Annotated in this window: 11 protein-coding genes; 2 read left to right on the top strand and 9 right to left on the bottom strand. The window is 44.4% G+C overall.

The window, feature by feature from the left end; translation table 11 throughout:
• Positions 1-2: 2 nt before the first annotated feature.
• The 9 genes from ACE38W_RS14655 to ACE38W_RS14615 all read right to left on the bottom strand — a co-directional run bounded on the left by ACE38W_RS14655 (position 3) and on the right by ACE38W_RS14615 (position 12,577).
• Complete coding sequence (locus ACE38W_RS14655; RefSeq protein ID WP_375832435.1) at positions 3-1,199, bottom strand: putative sensor domain DACNV-containing protein; 1,197 nt, start codon at positions 1,197-1,199, stop codon at positions 3-5.
• A complete protein-coding gene (gene rluF, locus ACE38W_RS14650) occupies positions 1,174-1,920 on the bottom strand; it encodes a 23S rRNA pseudouridine(2604) synthase RluF (RefSeq protein ID WP_375831971.1) in 747 nt (248 codons plus the stop codon). Before rluF ends, ACE38W_RS14655 begins: the two co-directional genes overlap by 26 nt.
• Before the next feature lie 61 nt (positions 1,921-1,981).
• A complete protein-coding gene (locus tag ACE38W_RS14645) occupies positions 1,982-3,004 on the bottom strand; it encodes an MlaD family protein (RefSeq protein WP_375831969.1) in 1,023 nt (340 codons plus the stop codon).
• A 3-nt stretch (positions 3,005-3,007) separates the two neighbouring features.
• Entirely contained in the window at positions 3,008-3,781 is a 774-nt protein-coding gene (locus ACE38W_RS14640) for an ABC transporter ATP-binding protein (protein WP_375831968.1), read from the bottom strand.
• 1 nt (position 3,782) lies between these two features.
• A complete protein-coding gene (locus tag ACE38W_RS14635; protein ID WP_375831967.1) occupies positions 3,783-4,577 on the bottom strand; it encodes an MlaE family ABC transporter permease in 795 nt (264 codons plus the stop codon).
• A 445-nt stretch (positions 4,578-5,022) separates the two neighbouring features.
• Entirely contained in the window at positions 5,023-6,063 is a 1,041-nt protein-coding gene (locus ACE38W_RS14630; RefSeq protein ID WP_375831965.1) for a SusE domain-containing protein, read from the bottom strand.
• Between the two features lie 24 nt (positions 6,064-6,087).
• Positions 6,088-7,671, bottom strand: coding sequence for a RagB/SusD family nutrient uptake outer membrane protein (locus ACE38W_RS14625; protein ID WP_375831964.1), 1,584 nt, complete (start codon positions 7,669-7,671; stop codon positions 6,088-6,090).
• Between the two features lie 17 nt (positions 7,672-7,688).
• Entirely contained in the window at positions 7,689-10,658 is a 2,970-nt protein-coding gene (locus ACE38W_RS14620; protein WP_375831962.1) for a SusC/RagA family TonB-linked outer membrane protein, read from the bottom strand.
• A gap of 65 nt (positions 10,659-10,723) precedes the next feature.
• Complete coding sequence (locus tag ACE38W_RS14615; protein WP_375831961.1) at positions 10,724-12,577, bottom strand: alpha-amylase family glycosyl hydrolase; 1,854 nt, start codon at positions 12,575-12,577, stop codon at positions 10,724-10,726.
• Positions 12,578-12,779: 202 nt separating this feature from the next.
• Between ACE38W_RS14615 and ACE38W_RS14610 the strand changes: the two genes are divergently transcribed.
• Positions 12,780-13,850: a sensor histidine kinase gene (locus ACE38W_RS14610; protein WP_375831959.1), complete on the top strand. Its 1,071-nt coding sequence runs from the start codon at positions 12,780-12,782 to the stop codon at positions 13,848-13,850.
• Complete coding sequence (locus ACE38W_RS14605) at positions 13,840-14,589, top strand: LytR/AlgR family response regulator transcription factor (protein WP_375831958.1); 750 nt, start codon at positions 13,840-13,842, stop codon at positions 14,587-14,589. The genes ACE38W_RS14610 and ACE38W_RS14605 overlap by 11 nt, the downstream gene beginning before the upstream one ends.
• Positions 14,590-14,758 lie beyond the last annotated feature (169 nt).

Below are 14,758 nucleotides of genomic sequence, written 5' to 3'. Positions count from 1 at the left end.
AATTACATTAGCAGGATATCGATGCGATGTGCCTGCACCATTTGCTGGGTGGGCGACCAGGAGAAGATGGTGAAATATCCATCCTGGGAAGCTACCAATGCCAGGCAATTACGCTGGTCATGTATAAACTGCGCAGCAGAAAGGTGACGTGTTCCTCCTATTGCAGAAGAATGTAATACCTGCGGTTTGCCGCCTTGTATAGGTTCCAGCATGATTACCTGTTCTACCACAGTAGAATTATAGGAACGTGTGATCTTAGCACCGAAGGCCAGCAACTCGTGCCTGTCATTGATGATGGTAGCACCGTCTACGGCTGTTAGTCCGGAAACGTTTTCCACTTCTCTTCTGAGGGCATTCTGCCAGAAGATCTCACTCACATTAGTACCATCCTGTTTTACCAGGTCGGCCACGCCAGTGAAGGCGGGTGATACCGGGTATTGTAAGGGCTGAATGATGGAATCTTTCCAGCTGTTATTGCATGCCTGCGTTACCAGTAAAATACCACCTTTTCCGTGAGCGCGCATGGACACGGCTATCTGGATCAATACATTGGTGCCGTTGTTCCAGACGGAAGAGGTTTTATGACCGAGCAGGGAACTGAGTATTTCCGGCACGTCTTTTTTCATGCTGCATCCTTCATCTACAATTTTCACCTGATCGCCTTTCAGTACGGCGATATTGGTGAACTTGCCCAGGCCCAGGAGTCTTCTTTGCTTTACTACCAGCAGTCCGGGTTCGGCCACGTCTAGTACGAAACAGAGGTTGGGTAATTTGGTGGTGGTACCCCAGATATACAAGTCGGTACCTTCGTACCAAATACCGATATGGATGCCGGGTCTTTCTACGCCTGGGGCCAATTTGGTGAGTACTGTTGGCGTCAGTGGCAGTCGCTGGGCAAACAGCATAGGTTTTCCTGCTTGTCCTGGCTGCATGAAAGCCAGCGATATGCGGGTGGCATTACCTTCTTCTCTACGCAGGCTGGCCCAGAAGGCAATATCAATAATGCGTTCAATTATTTTTGCAGATGGAACAGTGGCGAGGTTTTCTTCGCCGTTTTCCTGTGCGCTATCCATATGCAGCTGAAGGTGTGTGGCCACTGGTTCTGCCACTTTCACCGCTGCCTGATATGTTGAATTAAAGTTGAGGTCCATAGTAAAAATGGTTAGTCTGGTGTTACTCGTCCATACCACCTGCATCATTGCCACCTTGCTGTGTTTTACTGCTGGTGGCGACCATGTTGCTGATGGTTGTTATTTCGTCTTTGGTAAAATAGCGCCATTTGCCGGGAGCAAGGTCTTTCAGGGCGATATTCATGATACGAATACGTTTCAGGGCAGTTACATTATAGCCCAGCACTTCGCACATGCGCCTGATCTGGCGGTTGAGACCTTGTGTCAATATGATCCTGAATCGATTGGTTCCTTCCTGTTTTACGAAAGCCGGAAGCGTGGTAGTACCGAGTATGCGGACACCACTTCTCATTGCTTTGATAAATTCCAGGTTAATAGGTTTATCTACGGTAACAATATATTCTTTTTCGTGCTGGTTACCGGCACGGAGGATTTTATTAACGATGTCACCGTCGTTTGTCAGGAATATCAATCCTTCGGAGAGCTTATCCAGGCGGCCTATCGGGAAGATACGGGAAGAATAGTTGATAAAATCAACGATATTGGTTTTATCCTTGGTATCGGTGGTGCAGGTAATACCTTTGGGCTTATTCAGGGCGATGTAGACGGTGGTCTTCTTCTTTTTGAGTGGTTCACCGTCTACCTCTACCACATCGCCAGGTTGAACGCGGTCTCCCTTGGAGGCGATATTATCATTGATGGTGACACGTGCCTGTTCTATTAGTTTGTCTGCCTCTCTTCGGCTGCAAAAGCCCGTGTCACTGATATACTTGTTGATACTGATGTTCATGTTGGAATTAAAGTCAGACAGCAAAAGTACTTAAATAACTGCTGACCTCCATCATGGTCTGTTATTGTTGTTTGCCGGCTTCTTTGGCGGCTTTTTTAGCTTCCTTGGCAGCTTTCTTCGCCTGTTTGCGGAAATAGCCACGGAGCAGGAAATTATGTTGCAGCGCGGTCATATTGGTATCCAGTTTAGCAGTAGAAGTACTGAGGTTCTGGATGGTCGCTTTCAGGTTGTCAGCGGTTTGTTTATCGTTGAGCAGTACGCCTGCAGGAGTATTGCTGGTGGTCAGGTTGGTGTTAAGACTCGCGGAAGTTGCTTTCAGGCTTTCTACCATGGAGTTGGCGTTAGCGGCTACTTCATTGAGCTGTCCGATGGTACTGCGCAAGTGGGCAAATACAACGGTATCTGTTACCAGGTCATTAGATAGTGAACCAGGGGTTCTCAGTTTACCAGCGTATGCTGCCAGTCCTTCGGTGAGGCGTTGGGTATTGGAGGCAGATTTCTGCAGCGAAGCCATGGTAGCGTTTAATTCGTTGTACAGGGTTTCGTCGTTGAGCAGTTTACCGATGCTGCCCTGGCCGTCTACCAGTCTTTTGGTGATTACTTTCAGGTTGCCGGTGATTTCTACCAGGCTTTTGTTGTTTACCTGGAGGGTATTCATGATATCATCGGTGCTAACGGTGGTGGCTACGTTCAGCTGGTCACCATCTTCGATAGCAGGCATTTTTTCGGAGCCGCCGGAAAGGGCAACGATTTTATTACCAACAAAGCCGTCGGAGCTTACTTTTACTTCTACGTCTTTGTGAATGTATTTAGCGGCGCTTTTTTCGACGTTCATCACTACGAGGATCTCGTCGTGTTTCATGAAATTGATTCTCTTCACTGTACCTACTTTCACACCGGAGTACCAAACGTTGTTACCTTCTGAGAGGCCGTTCACATCTTTAAATATTGCCTTTACCTGAACGGCAGAAACAAAAGTCTTCTTTTGTCCGCCAAGGGTAAGGATGGCAGCAATAAAAATGAGGACACCAATAAGGATGAATATCCCTACAATGACAGCCCTTCTGTTGCTTGTATCTTTCATAAATTACTGAATAAAATTATAGTCATAAAACTCCCTGATCAGTTCATCATCAGCCTGGAACACTTCATCGAAAGGTCCGCGTTTGATGAATTTACCTTCTTTCATTACAACGATGGTATCTCCTACTGCTTTTGCGCAGGTGAGATCATGTGTGATGATGATGGAGGTGGTATTATATCGCTGTTGTACTTCGTTGATAAGGTTATTGATTTCTGTACAGGTGATTGGGTCCAATCCGGCGGTAGGCTCATCATACAGCATGATGTCGGGGCGAAGGATCAGCGTTCGTGCGATACCGATACGTTTGCGCTGGCCGCCGGAGAGTTCTGCCGGCATCTGGTTCAGCGTCTGAGAAAGACCTACTGCATCCAATACCGTTTCCACCATTTGCTTCACCTTACCTCTGGTAATACCAGGTGTATTGCGTTTGAGTGGGAAAGCGAGGTTTTCTCCTACCGTCATACTATCATAGAGGGCGCCGTTCTGGAAGCAGAAACCTACTTTTAAGCGCAGCTCGCGTAATTCACGAATGCCCAATGTAGGTACTTCCTGGCCCAGTACATTCACCTGTCCGGCATCAGGATATAGCAATGCTACCATGATTTTGATCAGAACTGATTTACCGGTACCTGATCTTCCGAGCACCACCACGTTTTCTCCTTTATATACCTGGAGGTCGATGCCACGTAATACATGATTGGTGCCAAAAGATTTATAGAGATCTTTGACATCGATCATTTTTTCCTGCCAGTCGATATTGGGAGTGAAATTTTTCATACTATCTGAAAGAGTTTGCCACCTGAACAATAATCACTTCTTCCAGGAAGATGAGGAACATGGATACTACTACGGAAACGTTAGCAGCTTTACCCACGCCTTGTGTACCCTGAGAAGCCTTATAACCCTGAAAACAGCCTACTATACCAATGGTAAAGCCATACATGATGCCTTTTACCGTGGTAGTAGCAAAGTCCATAAAGGTAATATTCTTAAATGCGTCCTGGAAAAAGGTAATGAAACTGGTATGTTCGTTCAAATGCACGTCCAGGTAGGAACCCAGCAATGCTACCAAACCAGTATAGCAGACAAGAACAGGTATGCAGACGGTGGTAGCCAGTACCCTGGTTACCACAAGAAATTTAAAAGGATTGATCGCCGAAACTTCCATGGCGTCGATCTGTTCGGTCACCTTCATAGAAGCCAGCTCCGCACCGATAGATGATCCTACCTTACCAGCACAGATGAGGGAGGTTACCAGTGGCGCCAATGCACGTACTACTGCAATGGCGATCAACGAAGGGAGCCAGGAGGTTGCCCCAAATTCAGAAAGAGAAGGACGGGATTGTTTGGTAAATACCAGACCAGTAATAAAACCTGTCATGGTTATCAGTGCCAGGGAACGATATCCTACCTGGTAACACTGACGAATGAACTCTCTTACTTCCAGCGGAGGACGTAACGCCTCTTTAAAGAAGCGTTTAATAAACTGGAATATCTTGAATATGTCGAAGAAGAAATTATCTAGTCCTTTGGACACGACTGGTTTCTCCGGTTGTCCGTTGCTGGAATCCATTTTGCCGTTTTTAAATTATATCAATTATGCCTATACGTAGCTACGAATAAGGCATAACCATCCCGCTAAATTACAATTTTGGTTCTCAGAATGTTACAGTTAAGGCAGAAAAAAGGAAACTTTCCCGGAATTCTCCCTTGAAAATCATTGTATAACAAGGGAAATATTTCCCTCATACACAATACTGTAGCAAGAATCAGACAAATAAATTGCCGCTTTCCTCATGCTGAGCTTTTCTTTCCCTGAAGTAGGAATTAACCCAAATATAACCCCATTCCCTATCGGATTGGGGCCGCAAATTTAGGGCAATCTGCGGGATTTTTAATCTCCATTCAAATAAAAAATCAAAAGGCCATCTCTACTCAGTAGAGACGGCCCTTTGTTCCGTTTGCCCTTAATTATAAATAACGGGGCAGATTATCCAGATCTGCCCCCACTACAATACTTATTTTTTCTTCATCGAATAAGAATAGTTACCAGGAATGCTCAGGTTGAGCGTTACCTCGTAAGTACCCGCATCTGTAACAGTTATATTAGAACCATCTCTGTTCAGGAATGGATCTGAAGGTTTATTATCACCATAGTTGATATCATAGGCGTGGTTAGCCCTGAATTTAAAGGCGCCGGCAGACATATCCACTGTTGCTGTCCAAACTTTCCTGGTAGCATCATAGGTCAATTCCACATCTTTATCCCAGCCACCAGCAGCATCACCAATCATAGACCAGGTAGTTTTGGTAGCAGACCATGCATTGGTGCCGAGGTCAAGCTGCAGGAAGTAATATCCTGCTCCTGTTACCTGCAGATTTTCGCCGGTAGGTGAAAGCACACCTGCGTTGTTTACACTGGTGCCGCCGTAGTTGGTACCATCCCAGCCAGCCACTGAAGTAAATTTAAAAGAGGTTGTGGCGTTTGTGAAGTTGGCGTAGCCTTCATAAGCCTTATCAGATTTCAGGGAGGCCAGCTTAGCGGATGTCGCCGGATCCCAGCCCTGGTAATCACCCGGCGAATACATCGCTGGATAATCGATCAGGTCGAGGTAGGAAGACACCACCAATACGGTGGTATTGGAATAGGCAGGCTCGAAATTGGCACTGATAAATGCTTTAACACGTACATCCATGCCTGTTAGTACGCCATTATCTATTTCCAACGCATTGGCAATTGTATTTAAATCGCCTACAGTAAAGGTTTTTGCAAGCGTATCTATCGATACTTCCTTTACATTGGCGAAGTTGGTACCCTTCTTAGCAAATTGAAGGCTATACTTTACCACAGCGCTGTAGCCAAAGCTGGAAGTATTCCATTTAAATGTTACTGCCGCATCTGATACGTGATCTTTCAACAGTACCGCAGTATCGGCAGAAGCGGTGAGTGTAGGCGCAGAACCAGGCTGCGCTACTGTTTTTATCTCATCTTTTTTGCATGACCACAGGGCCGCAGCAAAAAGACCAGCGATGATATATTTAAAGAATGATGTTTTCATGTTAACGTGTTGTTTTTACTGCGATTAATAACCGTTGTTCTGGTGGAGAGATGGATTTGCTGTCAGATCTGTGGCAGGCAGCGGGTATAGCGTGCGGAAAGACTCCACACCTTTACCATCTTTTACCCCACCCTTCCAAGGCCATACATAGCTGGAAGCAGTAAACTTATCAAATCGGATGAGGTCTGTACGGCGGAAACCTTCCCAATACAATTCTCTTCCTCTCTCTGCCAGCACATCATCCAGTGTATAGCTGCTGATATCGCCGGTTTTATTTCCGTAGGCACGTTCACGTAAGTTGTTGATGTAAGTGGTAGCGGTAGCCGCATCTCCACCGGTACCACCTCTTTTCACCGCTTCTGCATAGATCAGGTATTGTTCTGCCAAACGAAACAGTGGGAAATCTACAGAGCAGAAAGCACCACCAGGCGCTGAAGGCGTAACACCTGTAGAAGTTACGTTTCTGAATTTGGTTACACGTAAACCATCTGCAAACTGTGATACATCATCGATGTTCAGTTTATCTCCATAGAACATCGCTCTTTTATCAGTAGCACCGCTGTAATCGGTAAACAGTAATGGCAATCCAGATGTACTTCTGTTACCACCCCATCCACCACCAGGGATACCAAAGGAAGCTGGGTTCATAGCGCCGTTTACCGCCGCATTGATAATAAAGGTAGTTCCTCCGTTGTTCTGTGTTTTTACCCCATCATATGCAATTGGCAAAATGATCTCAGGATTATTGACATCATTGTCTGCCAGGAAAAGCTCATTATAATTAGCTTTCAGGCCATATCCTGCCGCAATTACCTTGGAAGAATAAGTGATAGCCTCGGTATATTTCGCATTTCCTTTGCCGAGATAAACTTCTGCGTTGAGATACAAGCGTGCGAGCAAAGCCCATACTGCGCCCTGATCTACACGTGCGTAATCATTACTTCTTGGCTTCATCACCAGTGGCTCAATCGCCAGCAACTCAGACTCCACATACTTAAACAACTCTGCACGGGTTGTCTGAGGCGGAATATATTTACCGATAGGATCTTTTTCTGTTACAAAAGGAGGATTACCAAACAAATCCATCAGCACCCAGTATTCAAAAGCACGCAGATAACGGGCTTCTGCACGGAATGTGCGGATATCATCGGCATCTTTACCAGTAAAACCACGGGAAGCGATTTTATCGTCTGTAGACTCACGTAAGAATTCATTGGCAACAGTGATATGGAAAAGACTACGATTGTAAAGCGCTGCCAGCAAAACGTTGTTGCTGGTCCAGTTCATGTAATGGAAGTCCGGGATTCCAGGATCATTCCATACGCACATCGCTTCTTCGGTAGGCAGTTCCTGTGCATTCCAATACAAGCGAAGGAAATCCGCCTGTCCAGGATCAATGCCAGCCAGGTCAGAAGAACTGGTACCGGTATTACCTGTAAGGGCAAAGCTACCATATACTTTAGCGAGTACTTGTTTATATCCATCCATTGTAGAATAAGCTACTTCGGAGGTAGTGGCATTAGTAGGTGTTCTGTCCAGGTCCTTGGTGCAGGAGCTTAAACCGGCAATAGCCACGCAGATGCATATTTTGAGAAAGTTCTTTTTCATCTTGCTAAATTTTTTAATTAAAACTCAAGATTAGCTCCCAGTGTAAATACTCTGGACCTTGGGTATAAGTTATAGTCAATACCACCATTCACTTCAGGATCAAGTCCTTTATACTTCGTAATCGTAAACACATTCTGAACAGTAGCATTTAGGCGCAGGTGTGCGGTGTTTCTGAACAACGCGCCAAAATTATAACCAAGGCTCAGGTTATCCATACGGAGGAAAGAAGCATTCTGTATGTAATAATCTGACTGGTATTGGTTATTGAAGAAGTTAGTTTTGTAGATATCAGTAGTACTGTTATTCAGCAGGCCCAGTGGGTTCAGGATATTTCTTCTTACACCGAAGTTGGACGCTACGTTGTTGTATACGTAGTTGCCGAAACTAGCGCGCAGAGAAGTGCTGAGTGTCCAGCGATCATAAGCCACAGAAGTGCTGAAGCCTAAGAATACTTTAGCTGCTGGTGATTTGTAACGGTACATATCTTTTTCGTTGATCACACCATCGTGGTTCAGATCTTCGTATACACCTTCGATTGGTTTACCGTTTGCATCGTATACTTGTTTGTAAACATAGTAAGAGAAGGTATTGTAGCCAACAGAATGGATCTGTATAGTTTGACCAGTACCACCAGTGATACCGCCGGTGAGGTTACCCACGAAGCTGGAATCGGTAACAGCAGTCAGGTTAGTGATCTTATTGTTGTTATAGGTAAGGTTGAAGTTCACATCCCAGGTGAGTTTACCCTTCTGGATTGGCGTAGCGCCGATGTTCAGTTCTATACCTTTATTTTCGATGTTACCTACGTTAGTCAGGATCTGATTACTGAAGTTAGAACCGATTGGAATAGGAACAGTATTCAGCAGGTTTTTTGTTTTCTTGTAATACACGTCTACAGAACCTCTCAGGCGATCCTGCAGGAAGCCGAAGTCCAGGCCGCCATTCCAGGTAGCTGTTTGCTCCCACTTGATATTTTTATCGTATGCCGCTGGCGACATCATGTTATACCAGTTGTTTCCAAATTGGTACATGCTGGAGTTGGTACTGGTAGAATAGATTGCCATATAGGAATAGTTGGCGATGCCATCCTGGTTACCGGTGATACCATAGCTCAGGCGCAGTTTCAGGTCAGACAAGGTTTTGCTGTCAGACAGGAAATTTTCTTTGTTCATTCTCCAGGTTAATGCTGCAGAAGGGAAAACGCCCCAGCGGTTTTCACGTGCAAAACGGGAAGATCCATCTGTACGTAAAGATCCGGTGAAAATATATTTATCATCAAAGCTATAGATCAAACGACCATAGTAAGAGATGAGGGTATTACGCGGAATATCGAAAGGGAATTTAGGGGTACTTCCTTCGATGGTATCACCTTTAGCGTTGAAGCTGGCGTAGTTGTAGTTGGTGGTGGCGTTATCGTAATAACCGTAACCTGCCAATACGTTGATGTTACTTTTGATTGAAGGAATTGTTTTAACATAGTTCAGATAGAACTCCCCTACTTTGTTATTGATCTTCTGCAGGAAGCTATTGTTCTGACCACCGGTGGTATAAGCCTGTGCAGCGTTTGCGGGCACGAAGGTGGTACCGCTTCCTTTGGAAACATCGTAGCCCAGGTTTAAGTTAGCCCGTAAGTCTGGGAGGAAATGGAATCTGTAATCCAGTTCGATATTACCATAGCTACGTTGTACCTGGCTATTGTTATCCTGCATGCGGATCAGGGATACCGGGTTTCTTGGCGCATTCGGGTTGAGCGTTACACCGCCGTTAGCATCTTTGGTATACCATTCCCAGTAGCCACCGAAAGGACTGCTGGAGTCGTATACCGGCTGGGTAGGATCAAACTGTACTGCGTTTATGATTGCACCCTGGTTCGCATAATGCGCTTTACTGATAACACCTTTGGCGCTGATGTTTACTTTCAGATGATGATCGAAGAACTGAGGGTTCAGGTTCACGCTAAGGAAAGAACGTTTCAGGTTGTCGGTGATCAGTGTACCGGTTTGATTGCTGAAGTCAGCAGATACGCGGTAAGGCATATTTTTTACTGCACCAGCGATGCTGAGGTTATTATCATTGGAGATGGAAGTGCGGTAGATTTCTTTCTGCCAGTTAGTGCTGGCATTACCCATCATGGCTTTTTGTGCAGGTGTGCCCAGTGAATCAACGTACTGGCGGAATTGATCCGCGCTCAGTGCGTCGATCATTTTATTGATTTTTCCGACAGCGATGTTGGTATTAAAAGTAATTTTTGGTGTGCCGGAAGTACCTTTTTTAGTGGTGATCATGATAACACCGTTGGAAGCTCTTGAGCCATAGATCGCAGTAGCAGCAGCATCTTTGAGGATGGTGAGACTCTCGATATCGTTAGGGTTGATGAGCGACAGAGGGTTTGGTGCGCCATTGATGCCGGAACCGCTTAAAGGCACGCCATCTATTACGTAGAGCGGGTCGTTGCTGGCATTGAGGGAAGAACCACCACGAATGCGGATGGTGCTACCTACGCCTGGCTGACCACTATTTGAAGTTACGGAAACACCTGCTACCTTACCAACGATCAGCTGGTCGGGCGATTGAATATTTCCTTTTTGAAAATCTTTGGAAGAAATGGTGGTGATACTTCCACCGACTTCTTTTTTCTTCTGGGTACCATAACCGATTACCACTGCTTCCTGGAGCTGGTGTTTATCGTCAGACAGTTGAATGTTGATGGATTGCTGGGTACCAATGGTGATTTCTTTAGGTACTTTACCGAGGAAGGAGAAAACAAGTACAGTGGAAGCATTGGTACCTCCAATAGTATAATGTCCCTGAGCGTCCGATTGAGTACCGCGTGAAGTACCTTTTATCTGGATACTCACTCCAGGCAGGGATTCGCCGGTGGCGGCATCGGTTACCTTCCCGGTGATCTGCGCTTGCGCCTGAGCGGAGAATACGCCGCAAAGTAACAGTAACGCACATACGAAAAGCCGATTGTAAAACTTCTTCATAACGTAAGTAGAATTTGGGTGAGATTTATTATCAGTAATACAAAAAAGTGGCATCAGTAATATTTTTATTTGCTCAATTCAAGTACCCATTCCTGCATGGCAGGGATTTCTAAGCTATTATCCAGTTTATATACTTTATCAGTAATGACATCTCTGGCAGATGAAAATCCACCGGTTCGTTCATTATAATAATTAACATCCAGTTTTCTTGACTCTTTTGCAGTATTCATCACGCACATGATGGTTTGGTGATCATCATAGCGGAAATAGACATACAGGCCATTTTCAGGCGCGTACTGCATTAATTTGCCTTTTGTAAGGGCGGAAGATGTTTTACGGAATGTACCCAGTTGCTTAACCAGGTTTTGTACTGCCAGTTCATCTCCATTCATACCTTTACCGGTAAACGCATTGCGTTGGTCGTTTGCCCATCCTCCGGGGAAGTCGAGGCGAACGAGGCCATCCGGTTTTTTCTCTCCTTTCATCAGCACTTCAGAACCGTAGTACAGCTGCGGGATACCTCTGCTGGTGAGCAGCCAGGTATAAGCGATTTTCTGTTTGGCTACGTCGCCGTGGATACGGCTTGCAAATCTGTCGAGATCGTGATTATCCAGCAAAAGTACGTTATGCGTAGGATCTTTGTATAAATAATCGTAGCTAAGTACATTGTAGAGTTGTGCAACGCCGCTATTCCAGTCTGGCTCCTGCGTCAGCGCCGGCGCAATGCCATTGAACAGGCATTGAAAATCGACTACACCTTCCAGATTGCTTTTAAAAGGAGTATTGATATTATTTTGTACGAAGTACACCTGGTTAGGAACGTTCTGCACTAAAATCTCTCCGAATATGCTGATGGCGGGATACTCGTCCATCAGTGCCTGGTTGCAGTTGTTAGAGAATTGCGCATCGTTATAAGTATAGGTATCTACACGAATGGCATCTACCCCAAATTCTTCTACATACCAGATGGCATTTTCTATAATAAAATTCGCGACATATGGGTTCTTCTGATTCCAGTCGGGCATCTCCTTTACAAACCATCCATCTGTCATACGACGGCGGTCTATTTCGGAAGCATGCGGATCAAAGAGGGATTGCTCACGTGCATTGGTAGCTGTAAATACCGGCCATTGATTCAGCCAGTCTTTAGCGGGTAGGTCCTGCACCAGAAAATGATAAGTACCGGTATGGTTGTAAACCGCGTCCTGTACCAGTTTCATACCTGATTTATGCAGGGTGTCGCTGAGCTTTTTATAAGCAGCATCTCCCCCATATCTCGGATCTATTTTATAATGGTTGGTGATCGCATAGCCATGTTCTGTGCGGTTAGGCATATCATTCTCCATCACTGGCGTCATCCATATGGCGGTAACGCCGAGTTGTTTGAAGTAGTCCAGGTGATTGATAACGCCCTGAAAGTCGCCACCATGACGTGCATAATAATCCGTACGATCCAACGACTGATCTCTGAGTCCGGGTACTTTATCATTTGCAGTATTACCATTGCTAAAGCGGTCGGGCATGAGCAGATAGATCATATCAGCCTGGGATACGCCCTGGGCAAAGTCTTTTCCTGGCGTACCTTTACGGGCTTTTAGCGGCCAGCTGATATGCGTTGTTTTTGCATTCTTCTGACAAAGAAAGTCTACATTTCCTGGCTTGGCGGCATCGCTGATAAGGATATCAACCGCTATATACTTTGCATTCTCGAAAGTATGCGTACCAAGAATAGTAATTCCGGAATAATTAACAGATATTTTAGATTTGTTAAATTCGGAATCCTCACTTTTTAAAATTAACTGTATTTTATTATGTTTCATACCTGTCCACCAGTTGGTCGGGTAGACTTCAGGTTGCCCGGCATAGGCATAATAAGTAGAACACAACGACAGCAGTCCGGCGATCAGCAATTTCCTCATAGTGGAATCGAATAGTGGAACTTTAAATTTCAGTGTGGCAATTTATGTAAACCCGCACCAATAAAGAAGGAGCTTATACTTACAACACTTTAAGTATGACATAAAACATCAGTATTAAAAAAGTGCATTTAGTATAAGAATTGATGTCGTTCGTATAAAAAAATGGTTGTTTGGCGATTATTCTTTAGCTTAAATGGTATTTTTGCAGGCAATTATGATTGATATTCCGCGCTCTCGACTCGGTAAGAAGAGTGTATATGCCATCTACTGGGTACTTTACCTGATTATTTTCGGATGTGTACAGGCTGGTCCCGACCATGATTTCAGGAATGCTTTTGCTTCCGAGATCATTAGTTTGCCTATGCGCATACTGTTCGTTACGATTGTATTGGAAGTACTGGTAGAACAGTTCTTATTTAAGAAGAAAATATGGCTGTTTATATTGATCTATATTCCACTGATACTCCTCTTCGCAGTCATACAACGATATCTTGATAATACTTTTATACTCGAGTATTTTCTTACCGATTGGAAAAAGGAACCACTATTGAGTGCTGCGCCATACATCTATAGTGTGTTTAAATTACAGTTTGTGGTAACGATTCCTTTCTCTGTAAAACTCTTCTATAACTGGATGCGGGAGCAACATCGCTCTATGCGCATGGCCGAAGAGAAATCGCAGGCAGAACTGATTGTTTTACGTAACCAGTTCCATCCTCATTTTATCTTTAATGTGTTGAATACTTTATATGCAAAAACTTTGGTTACCTCGCCGGAGTCTGCAGAAATAGTAAGCCGCATGTCTTCCCTCCTGCGATTTTCCATATATGAGATTAACACCCGCAGTGTACCACTTGATAAAGAAATTCAATACCTGGAAGATTATATCAGCCTGCAAAAAGTGCGCTTTAATCAATACCAGCAGATTAGTTTTCATGTGGAAGGTGCGCGGGAAAATAAGTTCATGGAACCTTTTATTCTCATGACTTTTGTAGAAAACTGCTTCAAACACTGTATGCCTAATGAGCATGGAGATAGCTGGATTACCATCAGTATTTCTATCCGGGAAGAATGGCTAACGGCGAGAATTGAAAACAGTGCTATTCTGGGGCATTCCGGCCACCAGCTGCATACAGGAGGTGGTGTAGGATTGGAAAATGTAAAACGCAGACTGAATCTTATATATGGAGAAAATCATATCTTGAAAATCTCCCAGGATGAGGATAGTTATTTTGTGTACCTGAAATTGAAATTAGAAACGAATGAGCAATAGTATTAACTGTATTATCATCGAAGATGAAAAGCCGGCTGCTGACTTGTTGGAGCTTTATATCAGCCGGGTGGAAATGCTGCATCTGGTGGGCACTTTCACCAGTGGTACACAGGCGATGCGCTGCTTAAACACGAATAAGATAGACCTGATTTTTACAGATATCAACTTACCAGGTATTTCTGGTGTAGATTTTATAAGGTCGCTGGCGCCCGCGCCCAATGTCATTTTCACCACTGCCCATGCAGAGTATGCAGTAGATGGTTTCGACCTGGATGCCGTAGATTTTTTGCTGAAACCTATTCCATTCGAACGCTTTCTGAAAGCGATCAACCGTTTCATAAAATTAGATAAGCAGATAGCAGAACCTACGCCGGCACCTAAACAGGAACCAGAAAAAGAATCTCCTTTTATCTTTATCAAATGTGATAAGAAGATGGTGAAGATTTATTTAGATGATATCTTATATTTTGAATCACAGAAAAATTACCTGTTGATAAATACGAGCAAAGAGGTTTTCAAAACCTACCATTCTATTTCAGAAATGGAGGAAAAGCTGCCAGAGGCAATGTTTGTAAGGATACATCGTTCATTCATTGTGTCTATTCCGAAGATAGAGAAGTATACCAGTAATGAGATAGAGATTAATAAAATTTCGATTCCTATAGGCAGGCATTATGGTTCTACCACGAGTCATGCGTTGAGGAATTATCAGTTGATGTATCCGACTTTTCAAGTATAATTAAGATTTATTTTTTGCGCACTTTCGGCATTGCAGGAAATGCGAGGAGGGTGTCTCAAAAGGCACCCTCTTTTTTTTTGGGGGGGGGAAATCTCTTAGACAGTTTTTTCCGTTCGTATGATATGCCCAAAGGAAAAACACTCTCAGTTGTATTTAAAGCCTCCTTGCA

It is taken from the genome of Chitinophaga sp. Hz27 (genome assembly GCF_042263525.1).
In the GTDB taxonomy this organism is placed as follows: Bacteria; Bacteroidota; Bacteroidia; order Chitinophagales; family Chitinophagaceae; genus Chitinophaga.
The sequence above is the reverse complement of the archived record's forward strand: the minus strand, read 5'-3'. Positions and strand labels throughout refer to the sequence as shown.

Excerpts from the sequence above, each read along its gene's own strand:
- ACE38W_RS14655 (WP_375832435.1), bottom strand. The coding sequence starts at position 1,199 with ATGATGCAGGTGGTATGGACGAGTAACACCAGACTAACCATTTTTACT.
- rluF (WP_375831971.1), bottom strand. The coding sequence starts at position 1,920 with ATGAACATCAGTATCAACAAGTATATCAGTGACACGGGCTTTTGCAGC.
- ACE38W_RS14645 (WP_375831969.1), bottom strand. The coding sequence starts at position 3,004 with ATGAAAGATACAAGCAACAGAAGGGCTGTCATTGTAGGGATATTCATC.
- ACE38W_RS14640 (WP_375831968.1), bottom strand. The coding sequence starts at position 3,781 with ATGAAAAATTTCACTCCCAATATCGACTGGCAGGAAAAAATGATCGAT.
- ACE38W_RS14635 (WP_375831967.1), bottom strand. The coding sequence starts at position 4,577 with ATGGATTCCAGCAACGGACAACCGGAGAAACCAGTCGTGTCCAAAGGA.
- ACE38W_RS14630 (WP_375831965.1), bottom strand. The coding sequence starts at position 6,063 with ATGAAAACATCATTCTTTAAATATATCATCGCTGGTCTTTTTGCTGCG.
- ACE38W_RS14625 (WP_375831964.1), bottom strand. The coding sequence starts at position 7,671 with ATGAAAAAGAACTTTCTCAAAATATGCATCTGCGTGGCTATTGCCGGT.
- ACE38W_RS14620 (WP_375831962.1), bottom strand. The coding sequence starts at position 10,658 with ATGAAGAAGTTTTACAATCGGCTTTTCGTATGTGCGTTACTGTTACTT.
- ACE38W_RS14615 (WP_375831961.1), bottom strand. The coding sequence starts at position 12,577 with ATGAGGAAATTGCTGATCGCCGGACTGCTGTCGTTGTGTTCTACTTAT.
- ACE38W_RS14605 (WP_375831958.1), top strand. The coding sequence starts at position 13,840 with ATGAGCAATAGTATTAACTGTATTATCATCGAAGATGAAAAGCCGGCT.